Origin of the sequence: Cytobacillus sp., from assembly GCF_032154635.1 — a bacterium.
Taxonomy (GTDB): domain Bacteria; phylum Bacillota; class Bacilli; order Bacillales; family Cytobacillaceae; genus Cytobacillus.
Genome location: NZ_JALDXW010000043.1, coordinates 1 through 22,824, shown reverse-complemented (window position 1 = coordinate 22,824; position 22,824 = coordinate 1). Strand labels below are relative to the sequence as shown.

General features: G+C 37.0%; 21 protein-coding genes and 1 other annotated feature (1 of these 22 only partly in view). Of the genes, 11 read left to right on the top strand and 10 right to left on the bottom strand.

The annotated features are described in order from the left end of the window. Window positions 1–231, bottom strand: a binding site (T-box leader); it reaches 23 nt to the left of the window's first position. Between the two features lie 263 nt (window positions 232–494). Then, window positions 495–713, bottom strand: coding sequence for a hypothetical protein (locus tag RUH74_RS20685; protein ID WP_313803531.1), 219 nt, complete (start codon window positions 711–713; stop codon window positions 495–497). A 225-nt stretch (window positions 714–938) separates the two neighbouring features. Here RUH74_RS20685 and RUH74_RS20680 point away from each other — a divergent pair, with 225 nt between their 5' ends. Both RUH74_RS20680 and RUH74_RS20675 read left to right on the top strand, forming a co-directional pair. Further along, entirely contained in the window at window positions 939–1,745 is an 807-nt protein-coding gene (locus RUH74_RS20680) for a hypothetical protein (protein ID WP_313803528.1), read from the top strand. 322 nt (window positions 1,746–2,067) lie between these two features. Continuing rightward, the gene (locus tag RUH74_RS20675) at window positions 2,068–2,424 is read left to right on the top strand and encodes a hypothetical protein (RefSeq protein WP_313803525.1); all 357 of its coding nucleotides are present in this window, start codon (window positions 2,068–2,070) and stop codon (window positions 2,422–2,424) included. A gap of 43 nt (window positions 2,425–2,467) precedes the next feature. Here the strand turns inward: RUH74_RS20675 and RUH74_RS20670 are convergent, their stop codons facing one another. Further along, window positions 2,468–3,076, bottom strand: coding sequence for a hypothetical protein (locus tag RUH74_RS20670; RefSeq protein WP_313803522.1), 609 nt, complete (start codon window positions 3,074–3,076; stop codon window positions 2,468–2,470). Continuing rightward, window positions 3,060–3,587 carry an RNA polymerase sigma factor gene (locus tag RUH74_RS20665; RefSeq protein WP_313803519.1) on the bottom strand — a complete coding sequence of 176 codons (528 nt, stop codon included), beginning with the start codon at window positions 3,585–3,587 and terminating at the stop codon, window positions 3,060–3,062. The genes RUH74_RS20670 and RUH74_RS20665 overlap by 17 nt, the downstream gene beginning before the upstream one ends. An 890-nt stretch (window positions 3,588–4,477) precedes the next feature. Here RUH74_RS20665 and RUH74_RS20660 point away from each other — a divergent pair. From RUH74_RS20660 to RUH74_RS20640, 5 genes are all read left to right on the top strand, one after another. Next, window positions 4,478–8,827, top strand: coding sequence for a S8 family serine peptidase (locus RUH74_RS20660; RefSeq protein WP_313803552.1), 4,350 nt, complete (start codon window positions 4,478–4,480; stop codon window positions 8,825–8,827). A 239-nt stretch (window positions 8,828–9,066) separates the two neighbouring features. Then, a complete protein-coding gene (locus RUH74_RS20655) occupies window positions 9,067–9,753 on the top strand; it encodes a PucR family transcriptional regulator ligand-binding domain-containing protein (protein ID WP_313803516.1) in 687 nt (228 codons plus the stop codon). Window positions 9,754–9,798: 45 nt separating this feature from the next. Beyond that, on the top strand, window positions 9,799–10,836 hold the full coding sequence (locus RUH74_RS20650) for a DUF1177 domain-containing protein (RefSeq protein WP_313803513.1): 1,038 nt from the start codon (window positions 9,799–9,801) through the stop codon (window positions 10,834–10,836). Window positions 10,837–10,882: 46 nt separating this feature from the next. Beyond that, window positions 10,883–11,554 (top strand): AroM family protein, encoded by a 672-nt coding sequence (locus RUH74_RS20645; RefSeq protein ID WP_313803510.1) that lies wholly within the window; start codon window positions 10,883–10,885, stop codon window positions 11,552–11,554. 14 nt (window positions 11,555–11,568) lie between these two features. Continuing rightward, complete coding sequence (locus RUH74_RS20640) at window positions 11,569–12,525, top strand: aminopeptidase (RefSeq protein WP_313803507.1); 957 nt, start codon at window positions 11,569–11,571, stop codon at window positions 12,523–12,525. Window positions 12,526–12,752: 227 nt separating this feature from the next. Here RUH74_RS20640 and RUH74_RS20635 read toward each other — a convergent pair whose 3' ends face one another. Further along, on the bottom strand, window positions 12,753–13,694 hold the full coding sequence (locus tag RUH74_RS20635) for a carboxylate--amine ligase (RefSeq protein ID WP_313803504.1): 942 nt from the start codon (window positions 13,692–13,694) through the stop codon (window positions 12,753–12,755). Window positions 13,695–13,784: 90 nt separating this feature from the next. Beyond that, complete coding sequence (locus RUH74_RS20630; RefSeq protein WP_313803501.1) at window positions 13,785–13,982, bottom strand: hypothetical protein; 198 nt, start codon at window positions 13,980–13,982, stop codon at window positions 13,785–13,787. 281 nt (window positions 13,983–14,263) lie between these two features. On the opposite strand from RUH74_RS20630, the gene RUH74_RS20625 reads away from it, so the two are divergent. Genes RUH74_RS20625 through RUH74_RS20615 form a run of 3 tightly spaced genes read left to right on the top strand, consistent with a single transcriptional unit; the run spans window position 14,264 to window position 17,277 of the window. Beyond that, window positions 14,264–14,623, top strand: a complete 360-nt coding sequence (locus RUH74_RS20625) for a YxeA family protein (RefSeq protein ID WP_313803498.1) — start codon at window positions 14,264–14,266, stop codon at window positions 14,621–14,623. A 21-nt stretch (window positions 14,624–14,644) separates the two neighbouring features. Then, window positions 14,645–15,418: an ABC transporter ATP-binding protein gene (locus RUH74_RS20620; RefSeq protein ID WP_313803495.1), complete on the top strand. Its 774-nt coding sequence runs from the start codon at window positions 14,645–14,647 to the stop codon at window positions 15,416–15,418. Next, window positions 15,418–17,277, top strand: a complete 1,860-nt coding sequence (locus RUH74_RS20615) for an ABC transporter permease (RefSeq protein WP_313803549.1) — start codon at window positions 15,418–15,420, stop codon at window positions 17,275–17,277. The genes RUH74_RS20620 and RUH74_RS20615 overlap by 1 nt, the downstream gene beginning before the upstream one ends. Before the next feature lie 259 nt (window positions 17,278–17,536). Here RUH74_RS20615 and RUH74_RS20610 read toward each other — a convergent pair whose 3' ends face one another. Together RUH74_RS20610 and RUH74_RS20605 are read right to left on the bottom strand one after the other, a co-directional pair. After that, window positions 17,537–18,451 carry an NADP-dependent oxidoreductase gene (locus RUH74_RS20610; RefSeq protein ID WP_313803493.1) on the bottom strand — a complete coding sequence of 305 codons (915 nt, stop codon included), beginning with the start codon at window positions 18,449–18,451 and terminating at the stop codon, window positions 17,537–17,539. Between the two features lie 253 nt (window positions 18,452–18,704). Then, a complete protein-coding gene (locus tag RUH74_RS20605) occupies window positions 18,705–19,043 on the bottom strand; it encodes a VOC family protein (RefSeq protein WP_313803491.1) in 339 nt (112 codons plus the stop codon). A 176-nt stretch (window positions 19,044–19,219) separates the two neighbouring features. Here RUH74_RS20605 and RUH74_RS20600 point away from each other — a divergent pair, with 176 nt between their 5' ends. After that, window positions 19,220–20,104, top strand: coding sequence for a LysR family transcriptional regulator (locus RUH74_RS20600; protein ID WP_313803489.1), 885 nt, complete (start codon window positions 19,220–19,222; stop codon window positions 20,102–20,104). A gap of 560 nt (window positions 20,105–20,664) precedes the next feature. Here RUH74_RS20600 and RUH74_RS20595 read toward each other — a convergent pair. The 3 genes from RUH74_RS20595 to RUH74_RS20585 all read right to left on the bottom strand — a co-directional run bounded on the left by RUH74_RS20595 (window position 20,665) and on the right by RUH74_RS20585 (window position 22,337). Then, window positions 20,665–21,078, bottom strand: a complete 414-nt coding sequence (locus tag RUH74_RS20595; protein WP_313803487.1) for a YjdF family protein — start codon at window positions 21,076–21,078, stop codon at window positions 20,665–20,667. 245 nt (window positions 21,079–21,323) lie between these two features. Continuing rightward, window positions 21,324–21,653, bottom strand: coding sequence for an SH3 domain-containing protein (locus tag RUH74_RS20590; RefSeq protein WP_313803485.1), 330 nt, complete (start codon window positions 21,651–21,653; stop codon window positions 21,324–21,326). Between the two features lie 132 nt (window positions 21,654–21,785). Beyond that, window positions 21,786–22,337, bottom strand: a complete 552-nt coding sequence (locus tag RUH74_RS20585; RefSeq protein ID WP_313803483.1) for a putative glycolipid-binding domain-containing protein — start codon at window positions 22,335–22,337, stop codon at window positions 21,786–21,788. Between the last annotated feature and the right edge of the window lie 487 nt (window positions 22,338–22,824).

Sequence of the window (22,824 nt, the reverse complement as noted above, 5' to 3'; positions counted from 1 at the left end):
AACCGCGGTACCACTCTTATTGACTCCTTATATAAAAGAGTCCATCTTCAAGCAAGGTATATCTTGCAAAACCTTGTAACGTAGGTTAATCGTTAGAACCTAAATAAACATATCCTATTCAGCTCTACCACTCCCAGGCGAGTTCGAAGTTTCATGTGACCGCGTTCCACCAACCCGCAGCTCTCTGCTCATCATGAATAATCTTCTACTATTCCTACTCATAGTGTTCGTTATTTTTAGTATGTTAGGTAATTGCGAAAATAATATATTGATATAATATACAAGCTGAGATTTTTATTGTCAATATTAAAATAATTTTATCATGTTCTTATCTTTCGTAATGAGCCGGTAATTGGAATGTCAAAGCTTGAAGAAATGAAAATGATTTACCATCAAGAGAATTCATCAATGTTAGGAAAAAATGGGGATAGACTTATCCTTCAACCTTTAAAATCGATCCCCCTTGAATGAAGCTTATAAAAAAATTCATGAGATCATACTAACAAGGAGATGATTGATAGTATCCATGCCCCTATCACAAGTAATAAAAACCACCATCCCATAAATTTAAGAAACTTTTTTAAAAATGGCTTTTGAGACCATTTATTTGAAAAGGAACTCACTTCTAAAACTTTTTCTGGATGCTTTAAAAGCATATAAGAAAAACTGCCGAATATTAAAGTAAATACGATTGCGATAATAAACATTTCCATTAGGACCCACTCCTGCCTATTGTGTTTTTATTGTTTACTTTGTAGAAGAACTCCTCATCAATATTTCTTAAGTTTCATTATCCTAGACGATCAGGCTCTCTCCTTTTATTAATAGTACAGTTAATTATTCAAATATTTAACAATTTATTTCTATTTATATATAGAAATATTAAGAGGTTAGTAGTAGAATTTTCATTATATGTAAATATTAGGGGGAGTCTAATTTTGAAAAGGATTATTAGTTTATTGACGGTACTGCTTTTGATCGGTGTTTTCTTTTCACCATTACAAAGTGCTCATGCAGAAAAAATAATTGTTAAATGGGGGAAGATTACACTCAAGGAAGGGCATATAGGGAAAGTAATAATCAATAAGGATACGCCACTGTATAAACTAGATAAAGAAAATAAACTAACCACTGTCCGTACCTTAAAGAAGGGCGAGGAATACGGAGTCTATTCAAAAAAGACAGATAAAACTCACGGGATATTATATGGCCTAGGTTCAAGTCAATTTGTAAAGGATTCGAAATCAATCACCTATCAAACACCATCTAAAGAAAAGAAAGAACTTGTTGGAAAAGAAAGAATTTGGCTGAGAAACCCTGATTTTTATGAAAACAATAAAGGGGAAATAGTAAGCTTAAAAAACTTACAAGAAGCTATTTTAATCAGTTCGGAAAAAGACCCGGAGCTTAACACATTAAATATCAAGGTAAAAATCGAAGATAAGTATTTTATAAATAAATATGTAGACGAGTCGTTTATTGAAGCAAGCTATTTAACAAAAAATCCATTTAAAACATATAAATTTTCAAATACGATGTGGAATCTTATTAAAAATGAAAAAGTACAGACAGGAATGACTATGGATCAAGTACTATTGTCCTGGGGATACCCGAACGATGCTAATAGTTATGATTCAGATTATATTTCATTAGAACAGTGGATGTACGGGGATATACTAGAGGGTGCTGCTGTTTACTTGTACTTTGATAATGGCATTGTAACATCTTGGCAGGAGTTTAATTGATCTTCTGCTAGTTTGTTAAAATAGACTTGTTTTTTAAAGCCGCAATTTATGCGGCTATTTTTATGCAAAATTTAAATGATCGTTCTGATTTATTGACAAGCCTTTATGTACGGAGTAATAACTAGCGCAGTGAAATAAAGCAGACCGATCGTTACATACATGGTTGTGAGCAAATGCTCAGAAATTTTTTTATGTTTTCAAACACCACAATCGAATTCAGAATAGTAGGAAATATCTAAAAGAAATTACCACATTTGTCCCATTAAATGATTGGTAAATTATGTTATCCTACTAGTATTATAAAAAAATGGAGGGAATAGGCATGAAAAAGTATATAGCTCTATTGTTGATTTTATTGCTATCCATCACTACTCAAGCCTTTGCAATAACGAAAAATAATAGTCTAGCAGATGATGAAAAAACGGAGGTTACAGAAAAAAATATAGGAACTGATGTAAATGAAGTTACAATGGAAAATGGGTTGCAGCAAACCAATTATAAATTAAGAGAAAAACTAGAACTTAATTGGCCGGGGGAACTACAAATTAATCTTGATGAGGAGGATTCATCAATTAATGATAAACTATGCTGGGTATGTACAAAATCTATAACCAATAAAGATCCAAACTTTTATGTTTGTATTGATGGATATTGGAGTAAGTATTGCGTAATTCCATAAAAAGAAAAATCGGCTAAGCAATAAGCTAAGCCGATTTTTCTTTTTATGGATTTTCAATATAATCATGCAATGAATTTATATACTCAAAAAACACCCTGCTTTTTTCCTTCGGTACATAATAATATGCATTTTCATTCAGCTCTTTTAAATATACCATCCTCTCTTCTTCCCAGACCTTTATTTTTATTATTTCTGTATTTTTTAGTGTGAGCAACAAGTCATAAGAGGGGGCAGATACTGGCTTAATCGTACTTATTTGTGCATTTTTTATCATTTCGGATACCATTTTCCCCCATTTATCATCATTTATTAAAAAAGTATTCTTCTGTCTCTCCCCTTCGACCGGAATAAAAGAGGTTTCTGACTGCGAAGAGGCTAACCCCATTTGGATAATTTCTTTTCCTTCCATGCTAGTTATTAAACTGGCATTATTATTGAGATTTGTCGAAGTAAATACTATAAAAACAAATAGAAAACATGCTGCTAGGGAAACCATGCCTGTTAGAAATTTTGGCAGGTATTGCCGCTTAGTATCATGGTTTCTACTTATCTCGCACATGATTTTTTGGAAGGTCTGCTGTTTTTGCCGGCTTGAACGAGGAATATCATTCAACTCTTTAAATGCCAGCTCACATTCAGATAAGTTCTTCATTGTTTTCCCTCCTTTTCATCAATTCTTTTTTTAAAGCAGCGACGGCTCTTGAAGTAGTGATTTTTACTCTGTTTTCATTCCAGTTTAATATTTCAGCTGTTTCCTTTATGGAAAGTTCTTTAATTTTCCTAAGGATGAGCACTTCTTGATAACTTAGTTTTAAATGACGTATAGCTTCGTATAAAAGGGTCATTCTTTCCCCTTTCATAACAATTTCTAATGGGGTCTGCAGGTCTGATTCAAATTGATACTTCTCGATCGAAAAAAACTGTAATAAACGCTTTTTCCTCAAATAGTCGATTGTTACATTTCTAGAAATACGAAAGATCCATGTAAATACATGAGATTCCCCGTTAAATTGGTCCATATTTCTATAAGCCTTAATAAAGGTATCCTGCGTTAGATCTTCAGCCACCTGAGTGTTATTTACAAGGAGGAAGATATAACTGAATACTTTATCACTATATTCTTTGTATAGTTGTTCAAAAGCTTCTACAGAACCTCTCTCCATTTCGCCCGCTCCTCTCAAGCATATTATTAGACGAATAAGATTGAAAAAGGAAACACATGATCAGCAGATTTTTTCGTCTATTGCATGCAGCCAAACTTCCAGTATGGAAAAACACTTTTTCGTGAGCTTGTCTAATTTTATAGATAAGGGTGAACTGGTGCTATTCGTATTTCTTATGTAATATTGTCTACAATATCAATCATTAGAAATAGTTTCCAGTACCTTTTTTCCTTATATGAATGAAGGAATAAAAATATATAACTATTTTCCTGTAGAAGATAGAAATACGGGAAATTAGATACATTTTTCATTAATTTTTGTAACTAATTCTTTAAGTCTGTTACTTTTGTTCTCCAACGCATTATTTTTTATTTTCAAAGAAGTTACATATCTTTTTACCTATTTCTTTTTAACTTTTTCTACTGAATTTTTTGTTGGGTCAAAAGGCGTAGAGTCTAAAGCTCTCTTTCATTTTAACCATAAGACTTTTATGAAAAAATACCCCTCCGTCCCTTCTTCTCATTTTTTTATCGTTCCAATCTCTAATAAGGGATTTTCTTAGGAAAAAGAGCATTTTCAGCTAAGCAGGATGATATATTACTAAATCTTTTAGACTAGATATCTATTTTACTCCTCATACGTTCCTATCATTTTAATCAAGTACACTTTTCCATCGTGATTATTCGACAACTTTCTCTTTTTTTATTAGCTAAAGTTTCTGTAACAAGGGGTCCTTTCCCAAAACAGGAGGTGGTTATTTTCTAACAGGAAAAAGTGTTTATTACTGCAATTTAAAAAATGGATGAGGAGGAATTTTTGTGGGGAAAAAAAGTAAAGTACGATTCCGTTTGCTGTCCATCCTGTCGATCGCGTTTTTAATTCTCCCACTCATGTTTCCAAATATGGGGCATGCAGAAGGAAAGAGTTCACCGCACACTTCTCTAAAGAAATCATCGCTAGAATCGACCAAAAACAAAATTAGCAGCCGATTACAAGATCAATTCGATAAACAGGATCAAGTTACATTTTTAATTAAATTTAAGGAGCAATCTGATCCTGCGGCTGCGGCAAAAAAAGCGGAAAAAAATGCATTAAATCAAAACCTAACTCCTGCGAAAGCAAAATACATGAAGCGATCAGCAGTCCTTTCAGCACTTAGATCAACAGCTATTGAAACGCAAGGCTCTGTAGCAGACTTCCTCCAAAAGCAAGAAAAAGAAGGGAAAGCAAAAGAAATCCAATCCTTCTACATTGTCAATGCAATTGCAGTTACAGCAACAAAAGATGTTATGGAACAAGTTGCTGCCTTCCCTGAAGTAGAGAAAGTACTTCCAAACGAAATGAGACAACTTCATATTCCTGAAAAAGTTGCAGAAAAGCCATCGATGCAGCTTGGAAAAGAACCAAAGGCAAATACAAATGCTATTGAATGGAACATCGAACGCGTTGGCGCACCAGCTGTTTGGGAAATGGGTATTGATGGTTCAGGCACAGTTGTAGCCTCCATTGATACAGGTGTTCAGTGGGACCATCCAGCATTAAAAGAAAAATATCGCGGCTATAATCCAGCCAATCCAAATTCTCCTACACATGAATTCAACTGGTTTGATGCTACTGCAGGAAGAGCAGCAGCGTATGATGATCAAGGTCATGGAACACATGTAACGGGGACAATGGTGGGAAGTGAGCCAAATGGTGCCAATCAAATCGGGGTCGCTCCTGGTGCGAAATGGATTGCCGTTAAAGCATTTACAGCGAGTGGCGGGTCAGATAGGGATCTACTAGCTGCAGGCGAATGGATACTAGCCCCAAAGGATGCTGCTGGAAATCCTCATCCTGAAAAAGCGCCGGATGTGGTTAATAACTCATGGGGTGGAGGTCCAGGGCTTGATGAATGGTACCGTCCAATGGTTCAAGCTTGGCGTGCTGCGGAAATCTTCCCAGAATTCTCAGCAGGAAACACAAGAGTAGGAAATCCAGGTGGACCGGGTTCGATTGCCAACCCAGCTAACTATCCAGAATCATTTGCAACAGGTGCAACAGATATCAATAATGGACTTGGAAGCTTCTCGCTTCAAGGCCCATCTCCATATGGAGAAATCAAGCCTGATATTTCTGCACCAGGTGTAAATATTCGCTCATCTGTCCCTGGAAGCACCTATGAAGGCGGCTGGAATGGGACTTCTATGGCAGGGCCCCATGTTTCAGCAGTTGCAGCTTTGCTTCGTCAAGTTGATTCTAGCTTAACCGTAGATGAAATCGAAGAAATTTTGATGACAACTGCTACACCGTTAACGAATGGAACATACCCTACATCGCCAAATAATGGCTTTGGATCAGGTCTCGTAAATGCATTTGATGCAGTTTCTTCTGTTATTTCCGGCCTTGGAAAAGTCAAAGGGCAAGTGGCAAAGGAAGGAAATGATAATGAAGCACCACAAGTTGAACATAATGCACCTCAGGAAACATACGCAGGGATGGACCTGCCTCTAGAATTGAAGGCAACTGACAATGTAAGTGTATTGAATGTTGTCCTCGAATACTTAAAATCAGATGGCAGCTGGGCGACTGTCCAAGCAAGCAGAGTTTCTGGAGATTACCAAGATGGAACCTATGCGGCAGCCATTCCTGGTGAGGACATTGCCGTTCCTTCTGTATCATACAAATGGAAAATCAATGATTTCGGTGGAAACGAAGTTGTAACAGATACGTACCAAGTTTCTGTTAAGCCTGGAATCACTGTCGGCTATTCTCAAGATTTTGAATCAGAACCAATTGGCTGGACATCATACGGGGAAAATAACAGCTGGCAATGGGGAGTGCCGACCTCTGGACCGAACAAGGCAGCATCTGGTGAAAAGGTCTTTGCTACAAACCTTGCAGGGAACTATGACGTCAGAGCAAACATGACTTTAGTAATGCCGCCAATCGATCTTCCAGAAGGTAACGCATTCTTACAATTTAAGCAATGGCATAACCTTGAAAGAAACTATGATTTTGGCCATGTCTTCGTCTCTACTGACATGGAGAACTGGACGCAAAAGCTTCGCGTGAATGACATCACAGCAGATTGGATTAACGGCGAAGTAGATTTAAGCGAATATGCTGGCCAAAGAATTTATGTAGGTTTTAATGTGACAACCGATGGTTCAGTCGTTAGACCAGGCTGGTACATTGATGATGTTAAGCTTGCAAGTACACCTCTTCAGGCATCTAATAAAGCTGGTCTTGGTATAGCAAAACCAGATACTGCCAAAGATGACTCTAAAGTCACATTAAAGGATGAAAAAGTCGATCCAAACAAAATTGTACCTAAGAAGGATACGATCGTGAAGGATGAAGGCAGCCAAAAACAGCCTGCACCTGCACTTCTTCCATTAACAGCAGAGGTAAGTATTTTAGAATCTGGCAGATCCGTTTTCACTAAACCTCAAGATGGAACATATGAATTTACACATGCTTCTGGAAACTTTACTGCCCGGGCAGAGGCATATGGCTATCGCTCACAATCTCAGACGGTAAATATTCCGCAGGATGGTGAAGTTACGGCTAACTTTGTCCTTGAAGAGATCCCTCAAGGAACTGTTACTGGAACTGTTACAAACGAAGCAACGGGCGAGCCAATTTCAAACGCAACGCTTCTTTTAGTTGAAGATGCAGCTGTTCAGCCAGTAGGAACAAATGCAAACGGCGAATATTCATTAACCGCTTATGAAGGTACGTATACATTAAAAGTAATGGCACCTTCATACTATAGTCAAGAAATCGAGATTACAATTAGCGAAGGCTCAATTGAACAAAATGTACAGTTAAAGCCATTTATCGGCTTCCCTGGCGAAATTGGCTATGATGACGGAACAGCCGAAAATGCACGTGCATTCTATGATGCAGGCAATGGCTGGGCAGTAAAAATGTCTCTAGACAAAGGACATGAAAGTGCGATGGTTACTGGAGGATTATTCCGTTTCTGGGATACTGAATGGCCGGTTCCAGGCGGTACTGCATTCAAGGTTGAAGTCTATGATGCAAGCGGTCCAGATGGAGCCCCTGGGAAAAAATTAGCAGGCCCATTTGATGCAACTGCTCTAAGAAATGGTGAATGGACACATGTAGATTTAAGCGAGCACGGAATCATGGTAAACGGTGACTTCTACATGGTTTATATTCAAAGTGGAATTAATACAAGTTCTCCAGGCTTAGCAACAGATGAAAATGGACCAAATGCGAAGCGGAGCTGGCAGCTGGTCGGTGGAGCTTGGACTCCTTCTCCAGCAGAGGAAGGAAATTATATGATCCGTTCCACTGTCAATTATGAAGTAACAGCACCGGTTATTACCTCTCCAAAAGACGGAGACTATACGAAAGAAGGTACAGTGAAAGTAGAAGGTACAACTTCACCTGCAGCAACTGTTAAGATCTACAATAAAGGTGAAGAAATTGCTACAACAGAAGCAACAGCATCAGGCACCTTCTCTGCAGAGGTTTCATTGACAGAAGGCGAGAATATCCTAACGGCAAAAGTTACTACAGACTTAGGATCAACGGATGCTTCTAGTCCTGTAAAAATCATTTTTGACCAAACAAGTCCGGAACTAGAAATTATCTCACCAGAAGATAAATCGCAAACGAACAAAGAAACAGTCACTGTGGAAGGAACGGTTTCTGATGAGAATCTAGAATCTGTTAAAGTAAATGGGCAAGATGCCAAAATTACTGATGGAAAGTTTTCACTTCGTATCCTTTTAAATGAAGGAGAAAACATTATTACTGTGGTAGCTCAGGATAAAGCTGGAAACAAAGCTGAGAAAACAGTAACCATTCATGCCGTTTACACCGCTCCTGCCATTGAAAACCTTCTTCCAACCGAGGATAAAGAATTGAAGAAGGGTGAGTCTGTAAAAATTGAGTTTGATAGTGCACCTGGATTGAAAGCAACCTTTGCCATTAGAATGCCTTTAACCAATGCTGGTGATATTGCTAATGCCACGGAGCTTCCAATGATGGAAACTGCTCCAGGACATTATGTAGGTTACTATACAGCCACTTCAAATGTAAAAGCACCTGGTGCTGAAATTGAAGTGAAAGTTACGGATGAATTTGGCAACGAAACACGTAAAGTTGCTGATGGCAAGCTGTATATTAATGAGAAAAAGAAGAAAGAAGAAGATAAGAAAGACGACAGCAAAGATAAAAAAGATCCAGATAAAAGCGAAGAAGAAAATGAAGATGCTCTTAATTAAGTAATCTTCGTCAGGCCCATTCACTCGAAATGGGCCTGTTTTATTTATTTTAGCCTAATCAAATAGAGGTTGCTGATAGAAAATAAATATAAATTAATTATTATAAAATATTAGAACAGAGAAGTGCAAGGTATTATTTATATTTTTATTCCTTTTAACGTGTTAAACTATTTTAAAATATTAATACTATGAAAATTAGAATAATGATGTATTATTTAAAAATGAAAAAGGTGAGAAGGATGAACCCTACGGGTGTTACATTGTCTGAATTACTCCGTCTTCCCGTTTTAAAAGATGCCAAGGTTATAAGTGGAGAAAAAGGATTAAATCGTATTGTCCGGTTTGTAGATATTATGGAAGTACCCGATGTTAGCGGGTGGCTAAGAGAAGGGGAGTTACTGCTAACAACAGCTTATTCCATTCGCCATGATCCAACTTTACTGCCTAAACTGGTGGAACAATTGGCTGAAGCTGAAGCAGCTGCATTAGCGATAAAACCTGAAAGGTTTTTACACGATATGCCAATTGAAATGCTTCAAATGAGCAATAATTATCATTTACCTATCATCCAGCTTCCAAATAATATTCCATATATGGATATTACTAATGCCGTTATGGAACAGATTATTGATAAACAAGGTTCTCTACTTCGAAGATCAGAAGAGATTTACAAGAATCTGACAACTTTAGTATTAGAAAACCAAGGCATCCAGACGGTCGCTGATAATGTAGCCGGATTGCTTAAATCGTCGATCTGGTTAGTAGATAAAACGGGAGAAACCATTGTATCATCCCCAGCTGATACATCCGATAAACTAACTTTAAATACAAGTTTTTGGAATATTACAGTAGATAAACAATTAGAAGGAAGGCTTTTTATAAAAAAGGAAAATTTAGATGAATTAGAGATCATATGTGTGGAATAGGCAAGACTCGTTTTTTCTTTGGAATTAATGAGAAGAAAGACTGCTATGGAAACGGAGAAAAAAATACGAGGGGATTTCATTGATGAGCTTTTGAGCGGCCTTCCCTTATCCAAACAAGTAATCATAAATAAAGGAAACCAATTAGGATTTAAGCCCGAATTAAAGTGGGAAGTAGCGATAGTTGAGTCAGAAAGTGAAACCATAAGCTCATTTATCGATAAAGTAAGCCTTCTAATTAATCAAGAGTCTCAAAAAGTACATGTTAAGTCGCACGTTCACAGACAAGGGGATAAATATATTTTATTGCTAGCTTCACAAGATTTAGGACAAGAACAGAATCCATTAGAAAAGCCTTTAACCTGGAAAGAGATCTTAACTCCATTTATGAATGATTGGAAAGATATTCGTTTAGGTTTGGGGGGGGAAACAGCTTCAGCCCTGAAGCTAGCAGATATGCAAATAAAAGGGGATACACTGCTTGGAGATGTATTGGTTACCACCCATATCTGTCCAAATGCGCCGACACTTCCGCATGATCCTGTCGATTTCATGGACTCACCAGTAGATATTTTAACAATGAATAAACATGAAGTACTCCCTGAAATGGAAGTCATTTTATCTATCGATACAACGAAAGGCAATCGTGTGGTCAATCATAAAGGAATTGCGATTTCTCCAACTGTTAAGGAAGGGTACATTCTGCGCGTAAGCGATGACCTGCTGAGAATTATGGAGATGTCAACAGGTCAATTGCCTGTTACCTTCCCTATAACAACTCAAGACATCACACCATATGGCAATGGTGTTTATCATATTAATTCAATCCTACAGCCAGCAGTTGCTACAGATTCGCCTGTCGTTGGCGTAGCCATTACAGCTCAGTCAATTGTTCCTGGATGCGGGACGGGGGCAAGTCATGAAACAGACATCGCTGATGCCGTGCGTTTTGCGGTTGAGGTGGCTAAAGAAGCGACAAATGGAACTTGTGAATTTTACAGCAAGGATGAATTTAAACGAATAACAGAATTATACGGTTCAATGAAAGTGTTGCAAACATTAGGGCAAAAATCTGCTCAGCAATAAATAGGGGGGCGATGCCCCCCTTTTTCTATTCTAAGGGGTGTAGAAGATGAAAAAGTTAGGAATGATCACGATCGGACAGGCACCACGTACAGATATAGCTCCAATTATTGAAAAATATTTGGATGGACGTGCGGAATTAGTACAGGTAGGTGTTTTGGATGGAATGTCGAAAGAGTATATTGAGCAGTATTTATCGCCTGAGAAGGATGATTATGTATTAACCTCCCGTTTAGTTACGAATGAATCAGTTATTATGTCTCGTGAAAAAATTAAACCCATTTTGCAAGAGAAAATTGCTTATCTTGAAAGGCAAGGAATTGAGCAAATTCTCCTTTTATGTACAGGTGTTTTCCCAGGACTTACAACATCGTCATCTCATCTGATCGAACCGGATCATATTATCCCACCGACGGTAAAGGCACTAGTTGGTGACCGCCGGTTTGGAGTGATCGTTCCTCTGCATGAGCAAATGGAAACACTCTATCCAAAATTTTCTCCTTTTGGCTTAGAGCCTTTTTTCGCTGTAGCTTCACCCTATCATCAAGACAAAGCAGGCTATGCTGACGCTGCAGAAAAGTTAAAAGATAATGTGGATATCATTTTGCTGGATTGTATGGGATACACCGAAGAGACACGTAAAGTGATTTCAATAAAAACAGGATTACCAGTCATTTTATCTAATGCGATAATGGCAAAATTAACTTCAGAAATGATTTAAAGAGGATGATAAAAATGAAAGCACAATTAATTGATATCAGTAAGAATGTATTAACGAAATGCCTGGGCCTTAAGAAAGATGAATCTTTTCTTGTTGTGACAGATGAGGTGAAAAAGGAACTAGCTGAATCTTTGTTTGAAGCCGGAAAGCTGCTCGGGTCAGAATCCATGCTAATCATGATGAAAGAAAGAAAAAAATCAGGTGAAGAGCCGCCAGAAGCAGTTGCAGCTGCAATGAGGCAATCCGATGTTGTTGTATGTATTACAGAGCATTCCTTAACCCATACAGACGCAAGAAAAAAGGCTGCTGCTTCAGGTACCCGTTTAGCGACAATACCAGGTATTACAGAAGATATGTTTGTAGAGGGAGCCATCTCCGCTGATTATTCAGAAGTGAAAATAATTACAGAACGAGTGACGGATCTCCTTACAGAAGGGGAAAGGGTAAGGATTGAAAAAGATGGTTACACACTCTCTTTCTCTATATCAGGAAGAAATGGAATTCCTAGTACGGGGATGTATTTACATGCTGGTGAGTCAGGAAATCTGCCATCAGGAGAAGCATACATCGCTCCAATAGAAGGAACTGCAAACGGGCAAATTGTAATTGACGGATCCATTGCGGGGATTGGAAAATTACAATCGCCAGTACTGCTAACTATCGAAAATGGAAGAATTGTTGATGCTGAGGGAGAAGCGGGTACAAAATTACTGGAAATATTAGGTGATGCCGATGGCCGATTACTTGGGGAATTTGGAGTAGGCACAAATAATAAAGCACGTATTACTGGCGTAGTCCTCGAAGATGAAAAAGTTTATGGAACGATTCATGTTGCCTTTGGCAGCAATAATACATTCGGTGGAACGATATCGGCAGGCGTGCATATTGATGGAGTAGTTAAACAACCGGATGTATATATTAATGAAAAAATGCTGATGGCACAAGGTGAATTTAAAACCGTGTCTCGATAAGAAAATGGGAGAAGCAAGGTCTCACATTTTTCTTCGTTTCAATTGCTTTTATTATAATCTCTGATGAATAATGCACGATTGTTCCTGTATAAAAACACCCTCCAGAAATATCGATTAGTTTCTAACTAAATACGATTTAGGGGGTGTTTTTCCATGTCTCATTTTCTTGATACGCGACTCTTAATTACAGGATTTTTATTCAAAAATCATTTTTTATTTACATCTACCTATTGGGGAGGATATTTCTTAAATTTTCTATAATAATTAAATGTAGATGCAACAATATAAAATAACCTTTTTATATTTTTTTCAACTGAAAAATAATACATCGGGTTCTTTACGAGGCGATTAGAATATAGTCTTTTTATTCTCCTCTTTAAATGTACTTCTCTAATATAACTTAATAAAAGTTTTTTTGGTACGACAGAGTATAATACTTCTTTTTCGACCAAAGTGGAAGTAAGCTTCCTTTGATTCAGATATTCATTTATATAAAATTCTGTTGGGTTATGTCCTGTTGCTGTTATGTAATAATTACTTCTCCCCAAACGCGGATTCAGCTCAAAAAACTTATACTTTCCGTCACGTTGGTCATATTTTAAGTCAAAATTAGCAAAACCAATGTAACTGACATGCTGCACGAGTTTTTCAGCTTGTTTAACAACCTCATCATTATGGAATGTCCTGATGGCTAATGGATTACCTATCCCACCAGGAGTATGATCTTCTAATAAGGTTTGTCCAAAAGCAGCCAACTTAGTTTGACCATCTTGTGCAATATAAAGAGTCAAAATATGCATGGCTGTATCATCACCTGGAACATACTCCTGAATAACTAAATTCTCATGATAACCAGCTTTCCTTAATAATGAAATAATCTCATCTAATTCATGTCTATCTTGTGCTATAAATACTTTCTTTTTTCCATGAAACCTCAAAGACTCATAGATGACTCGACTGGTTGGTTTTATTACAATCGGAAATGAAAATGGTAGATCATTGTCTAATAATTGACTGCTTTTTAAGGATAGATATTTTGGATAATCAACCCCTAATTCGTCACAAAGCTTATAAAAATTTGTTTTATCGATTACCTTTTGTAATTTCTCATTATCTGTATACGGAATGATCCAACTTTTATCCAGTACACCTTTTAAATTTACAATCATCTCTACGTGCCATTCATCACTGCCAATAATTATTTTTGGGGAATTAGGGAAGTCATCTGTGATTCTCTGTAAACATTGAAAAAATACTTCTTAGTCCTCCATTCTGCTTTCAATGATGGGTTCAATTATTTTCGAATGATTTATTTGACCAGTTAAATGTCTGCAAATACTAATTGAAATTACACCATAAGCTTCATGGAAAGATCGAGCGGTGCTATATACACCAATACTTGCGCCTAATATAATTGGTATAAACTGTTGTTTGGATAAACGATTTTTATTATACATAGTAAATCCCCATTCATTTATATGATCTCAGTACCAATATTACCAGAATAATAATCCTTACCACAAATCAGAATCTTCAGAAATAAGATGTTTTTCCAAGGGCCCCTACTTTGTAAGGGTCTTTTTTTGCAAAATAAATGGTTACTCTTTGGATGTTAAGAAAACCTTAAGAAATTTCTCCATTTTTTATTAAGAAACACACTTTATACTTTGGATTATCTTAAGTTGTTTCAGGGATATATTCAAAAATTTCATTAATTAAAGAAAGGTGGAAAAAGAAGATGAAGAAATGGCTACTTGGAACTCTTGTAGTAGTTATTATTTGGATTGGCGTATTATTTCTTATTGGAGAGGAAAATCGGGATAGATTCAATCCGTTTCTTAAAGAAAAAGATGTATTTGTACTTGTAAATAAAAAGGGAAAAATCGATCCTAATTTTAAGCATAGATATATGTACATGTTAGATGGGGCAGATGAGTTAGGAAAGGTAGGAGAAATCAAAGTAACATCTTCTGTCAAAGAATTCCCCAAAGATAGTTATTTGAAAGTCCATGTAAAAGGCAAATATGTTTTTGATTACGAGATAGTAGCAGGAAAGGAAGTGCCTGAAAAGGCGAGGGAATCGCTTGAAAAAAAGTAACTTGATGGAGGATGGAAGTATATGAAGAAACCAGTTGTTCATGTTAAAAATGTAGAAAAAATATACGGCAAAAAAAGAGAAAACCAAACACATGCATTAAAAGGATTATCCTTCTCCATTCAAGATGGTGAATTTGTTGGAATTATGGGACCATCTGGTTCTGGAAAAACAACACTACTAAATGTCATTTCAACACTTGATAAAGCGACAAATGGTACTGTTGAAATTAACGGCACGGATATAACAATAATGAAACAAAGTGAACTAGCTGACTTCCGGTCTCAAAAGCTAGGGTTTATATTTCAAGACTTCAACTTACTTGAGAATCTAACTATTTATGAAAATATTTCATTGCCACTCTCACTTCAAGGGGTCTCTTCAGGAAAGATTGGTTCAAAAGTGGAAAAGGTAGCAGGGATGTTAGGAATTTCAGCGATTCTTGCAAAATATCCAGCTGAGGTTTCCGGTGGACAAAAGCAGCGTACGGCGGCAGCACGTGCAATTGTCCATGAACCAGCCATTATTTTAGCAGATGAACCGACTGGAGCGCTTGATTCAAAAAACGCATCAAGCCTTTTACATTCGATGGCGTATTTAAATGAAAAACAAGGTGTATCGATTTTAATGGTTACCCATGATTCATTTTGTGCAAGTTATTGTCGGCGTATTTTACTTATCCGTGACGGAGAATTATATAAAGAAATTTACCGCAATGGGACACGTGAAGCGTTTTATAAAGAAATTTTAGAGGAACTTGCAAACTTAGGTACCCAAACAGCACAAGGAGGTTCATGATGATATTCAAACTTTCCATAATAGGGCTAAAAAGTAAGCTAAAAGATTACATTATTTTACTTGTTGGTCTAGTTATGTCCATTGCTATTTTTTATATGTTTCAAACATTAGCTCTTAATAAGGCATTTCTTGAAGCAAATGCAACAATTAAGTCAATCGGATATGTTTTTCAAACAGGTTCCGTCTTACTTGCGATGATTACATTTTTCTATGTTTTTTATGCGAATTCCTTCTTGTTGTCTCTTCGGCAAAAAGAGTTTGGTATGTACATGACATTAGGAGCGAAAAGAAATAAAATTTCCCTTCTTGTGTTTATGGAAACGGCCTTGATCGGGGCAGCGTCACTGGTGATTGGGATAATAGTAGGCTCAGGACTTGCACAAGGAATTGGAAAGCTGCTAATGGAGCAGCTTGATTTTACTGCACATGGCTATCAGGCATTATACATTCCATCGATGACAGTTACTTGTATTTTCTTCTGTTTGTTATTTTTATTATCCGCCGTTATGAATAGTATAAAATTATCACGAATTTCAATTCTGCAGCTTGTTCACGGAGATACTTACGCTGATTCTATCATTATTAAAGGAAAAATGACTGGTATAGTTGCCCTTTTCTCGCTTATTTTGTTAGGAATAGGCTATGCATCCATGGTTTATATGGATCAATTGAAGGAATCTGGAATCATGATCGCCATGCTTTCGACAACTGCAGGAACGTATTTGGTTTTTGAAGCACTTTTTCCACTGTTTGTTAAGAAGCTAAAGGAGAATAAATCACTCAACGAAAGAGGGCTAAATGCCTTTACACTTGCACAATTAAATTTTAGAATCAACGGTTTAACAAAAGTACTTGCTACGGTAGCCATGCTAATTGCTCTTGGGGCAGGAGCCATTTCAGGCGGCATGGCCTTCAAAAACAATGTGATGAAATCTACAGATCATTTCCAAATATATGATACCGTTATTAATAACCCAACGACGAAAGAAATGGAAGTATTAGATAGTATTTCTTTTAAAGAAAAAGGTGAATACCGTTATAAAGCAGATGATCATTTCTTTTATTATGTTAAAGAAGATCTGGAAAAAAACCCCCCATTCACTTATGTTTGGAACGGAGAGGAAAATACGGATAAATTAAAACGTGTTTCTGAAACTCTTTCAGTAGGCTCTGTTTCAGCTTATAGTCAAGAAAATAAGCAAAATACTAAGATAATCCCGGATGAATGGGAAGATGCTTTAAGAAATATGCAGCCTATTTATATAGATGTTTTTAATAAGCCTATAAAAATTATAGATTTAAAAATGTATCAAGAGATACAAGGAATAGCAGGCATTATTTTTACCGGCAAAACAGATGATTTTGTAAGGTATACAAAAGAGTGGAAGAAGCTTGACGAATGGCAGTTAACAAAATATAAAGATGTCAAGGCTGATGAAATACTAAGTAAATATAAAATCTATTATGGATTCTATTCGGTTGCGAGCGGGATAGTATTTATGGGATTCTTTTTAGGATTTGCATTCTTAGCAATGATGGCAAGTTGTTTAATGTTTAAAATTCTATCTGAGGCAACAACAGATATGACCCGGTATAAAATGCTTCGTAAAATCGGAGTCCGTCGGGAGCTATTATCTAAGTCCATCTATAAAGAGTTATTCATCGTATTTTTAGTCCCAGCCATTATAGGTATGTCCCATGTATTAATAGGAATGAACATTTTTGGATTTATTTTACATGATCCCTATTATAGAATCTGGTTGCCAATTGTTATTTTTCTGATCGTTTATATAGTATATTATCTTATTACCGTTCATTTATATAAAAGAATTGTTTTGCCAAAAATAGTCGAGTACTGATAAAATCCTTCGTTCATACGTTATACTTACAATTTTAGAGGCTGAATTCAACTAGCGTGCGATTGTGAATTCAGCTTGGAATTATAACAAGTGCTGCACACGACTCATTATAGAGTTAGGTATAACTGGAATGGATGTTTCCTTTAAACTAGTCTAGCCTTGTTTAGAAAGTGTAAGGATGATAAAGGATAAAATAAAAGGAGGCCAATTAGCGGGAGGCCACTTCAAAAATGCACTAAATTCATTTCCGTAACACGCATTAGCCAACTGTAAGAACCACTTTTCCTCGGCCGTGGCCACTCTCGATTTCCCGGTGGGCGTCTGCTGCTTGGTGTAGCGGAAATACTTTCCTGATATGGATCTGCAATTTCCCTTGTGAATATAATTCTACTAGCTCAGCAAGACGATCAATGGACCTTTGGCTACGTATAGGGCGAACACCAAGTTCCTCTGCAAGGTCGAACGCAACAATTGTGCCGATTCGATCCTTGTTTTCGACAAGTTGCAGCGATGCGTGCAGAGCGTCGTCTCCTGCGGCATCGAAGGCTGCATCCACGCCATTGGGTGCTAGAGAGCGGACTCTGTCGACAAGATCGTCTCCATAAGTGACGGGAATCGCACCGAGCGTTCGAAGGTAATCGTGGTTGCGGTCACTGGCGGTGCCGATAACAGTTGCTCCCCATGCAGAGGCCAGTTGTACTGCAAATGTCCCAACTCCACCAGCTGCAGCATGAATCAATATGGTGTCTGCTTTGTTAACGCCAAGTTCCTGTAACGCGGTGTGAGCGGTTTGACCAGAGGCTGTTATTACACCAGCCTCCTCCCAAGGCATGCTATGCGGCTTATGCACAATTTGGTCAACACGAACCACCACATATTCTGCATAGCAGGCCAGTAATGCCCATCCAATTACTTCATTGCCGACAGAGAAGCCTGTGACTTCATCTCCGACTTGATCAATAATTCCTGCGAACTCATTACCGAGAATCTGTGGATACCGCACATCCAAACCGGGGGGTGTCCATCCACTACTACGTACCGCCAAGTCAAACGGCTGGATTCCAGCAGTCTTTACACGAACCCGAACTTGCCCTGTACCAGCATGAGGATTATCAAATTCCATTATTTTCAAAACGTTTGGCGGACCAGAAATAGAAATGGCAGCTGCTTTCATGCTGTTTCCCTCCTTAATGGATAGGGGTTCCAGCTTATGGTGGAGCGGACTTGAGTATGAATTAGGTAATTAAACTTTTTATTATCCACACAGGCAAAATTTAAAAGTTCTTTTTCTTGCTTGAAAAGATTATTTGATTGAATCGTCTGATCTTTATTCATAGATCATCGTCCCTTCACATTGTTTTAAAATAATAATTTCTGGATTGCGAATTGACATGTTTTGCTATTGAATGATCATTTAAAGGCTTCATTTAACTAAGAATCTCGATGGTAAATCCACCCGGGGCTTTAACGTAAAATGTCCAGCGATGAGCCCTTCTTGGCGGTTTTACATCAAATCCATCATTCTTCAAGTGTTGATAGATCTCGTTCACCCGTTCTTCGCTCTCCTGCGAAAAACCTATATGAAAGGACTTCGGGTAACTAACCTGAGTACCTTTCATCAAAGCGAGCAATAATCCATCTTCGTCTAACAGTACAGCGAATGTATCGCCATGTGTGCTCTTGGTTTGAAGGTCGAAATATTTCTCCAAGAACTCTCGAGCAGCGTTAACGTCAGTGACCGTTAGATTGATATGGTTTAGTTTCAAAGGTTACACTTCCTCTCTCCCCCAATACTGGGGGCAGTTATTCGATAATCCTCAAAAATCTTTGCAAGCTTTTATTGCTTATATGCTTTATTCTATAATTGATTATTAATAAATAAAAAGACATATTAATATATCTCTATATATACTCAAGTATATGAATTAAAGGAGTGATGAGCATGGAACTGCTGCAGCTGCACTATTTTCTAAAAGTCGCTAAATTGGAGCATATGACGAAGGCAGCGCAAGAGCTTCGCATCGCGCAGCCTGCTCTCAGCAAAACCATCGCTAGATTGGAAGAGGATTTGGGTGTGCCGTTATTTGATCGTAAAGGAAGAAACATTCGACTCAACTCATTCGGAAAAGTGTATCTGAAGAAAGTAGAAATGGCACTCATGTTGCTTGAAGAGGGCAGAAGAGAAGTTGAAGATCTTGCGGAACTGGAAAAAGGGCGTGTATTTTTAGCAACAACGACTCATAAATGCTTTTCTGATGTAATAGGTTCTTTTATATCTTTGCACCCTGATGTTAAACTACAAATCACCCAAGCTTCAGAGAGCGAAAAGGTACAACAGCTTCGAAATGGAGAGATTGATTTTTGCATCACTTTCCCTCCCATTGAGCAGAATGGGATAGAGGGATTGTCCTTTCTCGCTGAAAAAATCTTACTAGCTGTTCCTCACACCCATCGATTGGCTAATCGGAGCAGCATAGACTTAAGTGAAGTGGCTGATGATCCTTTTATTTGTATAAAGCAAGGGAATCCATTCCGCGAAATGACGGATGAATTTTGCCAAAAAGCAGGATTTTCTCCGAATATTATATGTGAAGTCGACGAACATTCTGCAGTAGGTCACTTCATCCGTATGGGAATTGGTATTGCTTTTATGCCGGAAACCTTAATTGAAAAAATAGAGAAGTCCTTTCATGTCGTACATATTGATAATCCTATTTGTCAGCGCACCTATCAAATCGCATGGCTTAAAGGGCGCTATATGTCCGTGGCGGAACGTAATTTTCGGGAGTTTTTTGTACAGAGCTTTACTAAATTATCAAAGCAATAAACGGTTCATTTCGATTCGAACTTTATGAGCCTAAAGCTTTAAAAGAGACACCATGAAGATCAATGCTACATTAAAACTCAAAAGCTTGTTGTGAAAGAATTAAAGTTAGAGAAGAGAATTAAAAAGTTAATTTGATGGTAAGTTGTCACAATTTTTATGTTTCCTAGAATAAAGCTGTAATAAAGAGGTATAAGAATCCAACAGTAAGTGCAAAGTGAAATCCAGAAAGCCAAACGTTTTTATTTCGAAAATCAATAATAGCTAAATCGGCATTGTATATGAAAATGGCAGCATAACAAATTATTAGAACAGAGCCTTCCTGTCCATTAATAAAAAAATAACTAATAGTACCAATAAAGAAAAGCCAAGAAACTTTTTCATCTTGTTCACCTCTTAGAAATATTTTACAGTTGGAGGTTTGAAATGTATAGAGTGAATAAAGGGAAGCACACTTGGCTACTTTTCCCGAAATGTTAATTAAACTATGTATATTAGCTGGATTGCCAGAAGTAAAAAAATAACTAACAACCGGAATTGTTAGTTATCTTGAAATCTAAATCCTATTTACTTCTATGCTTTCTCTTTGCTTTTTGTAATTTAATCTCTCTTTTATGTTGTTTTTGCTCTTCTCTAAGTTGTTTGATCTTTGTTGATTGCACTTTTTTTCTTTGCTCATATTCTTTCTTTATTGCCTCTTGAGCTTTTGATGAAAAGAAAGGTTGTTTTAACTCTTTAGAAACAGATCTTTGAAGTCTTTTGGGATTAATTTTCTTTTTGAAATTTTTATCAATAGAGACTCCCGCCTGTTTATGTTTCTGGATTAAGAGTAGTAAGTCCCGATTGACAAAGTCAAGAACTTCTTGATCTTTTGGTTCATTACCAAAGATATGTCGGTAAGCTTTCAAGGTATTATTGGACACGATTTCTATAAGTCCTACATAAAATTGGCCATCGTAATAAATGGTTAATTTCATGATAGGTCCCCCCTCTATATAAATTAGAATGATGGACATCCCGAGGAGGGGAAGGTTACTGACATCAAAAATGGATGCATTCGGACTACCAACCGAATTGTGTTTTTACATTCTAAAAGTAATATACACCATTTTGTTACTTGGAGAAAGGATATAAAGTAAATTATGGAAATAAGCAAAGAGTTGAATTAGGAGGGGGTATGAAAATATTAATCAGACATTTCCCCTGATTAATATTTTCATATTTATATTTCGGATAAACAAAAAGTAGGAACCCAGCCTGCTTCACCATTTTTTCTTTTACAGTATGTCCATTCATTTAAATGTTCCAAACCAAATAATATTTCGCCCGGAATAGTAGTTAGTTCATGAGCTGAATAATCTTTAGTGACGATTGCTATTCCAAATTTATTTGGCTTAGTTAATAACTGCTTTGGAACCCACCCTTCTTTATGTGTAACAATTGATTTACAAAAAATCCAATTAGGAAATTGGGTATCTTCTTTACAATATAAAACTTCTTGTTCTTTTTTTAAGAGTATTGGGTCAGGGTAGTTAGATATATGACTTTTCATTACGGTGTATCGTTGCAAGCTAAAACCTCTCCTTTCGTTTATTGATAGATTTTACATTTTATTAATGCTTATCAAGGATAAGAAACAAAATGATAGAAAAGTATAAAGCTCGGACGTATCTGAGCTAGGAGGTTAATACTTTCGTTTGAATAGTTTTGGATAATTAATTACTAAACCATCACGATTTACTTTGATCATAGACTCAAATGAACCACTCTTATAATGGAACACTCGATTATCATTTCCCTCTTCAATAAGCGTATAGATTTGTTCTACTTTCTTAAAGGTCAATTCAGGGATTGTAATAAAAACCATTTTGAAAATCTGAGGTTCGTTTAATATCCACTTTGTCCGATTGATTGGCAAAGAGTTAGTAAAAGGAGTACAGGAAATGTCGATGTCTATTGCTCCGTAAAGTTCTGTGATTTCGCTCCCTTTTTGGTCAAACCATTGTCGATCAGAGTTAGTTTCAAGGTAAAGGGATTTTCCTGTGTTAGGTATTTCTATAAGTAGATTTTTAGTGAACCAATCATTTAATTCTATAGTGTAGTCGATTTTGTAAGGAGAATCATTTTCCATAGAAATAACTGTACTATTTACTCTCGACAACATATCTGAAGTTGAAATTTCTAAAAATTCCGTGCCGTAGGATTTTAGATTTTCCCAGACTGCCATTTTGTTCATAATCTATCATCACCTTTATTAATATAAAAGTATTTTACCAAAAAAACACAGAAGTGGATATATAGCGGAGAAAAGGTAGGTTGTGTTTAAAAAAGTAGACCAAACTGCGCACAAGCCTGGCTAAGCTCACAAACATATTTTTAACAATACCCAACCTTTTCATGGATGCTGTCTACTAAGTCCTGGTATAATACCGCCAAAGCTACCAAGATTAATTGGTCCTCCCAGAACACATTCGCATGCTCTCCGGGTGCCCCTCAATGTAAATTCGAACTCTTTTTTACAAACTGAAAATCACTGTGGACACGTTCCGCACAAAAATATGGACTTAACAGTTTTCGACTGCGCTAGGTCCTTCATCTACTTGATGAAGGACGTTACCCGTGGTTTTCAACTGAGTTTGGTCCTTCATTCCGTTGATGAAGGACGTTACCCATGGTTTTGAACTGAGTTTGGTCCTTCATTCCGTTGATGAAGGACGTTACCC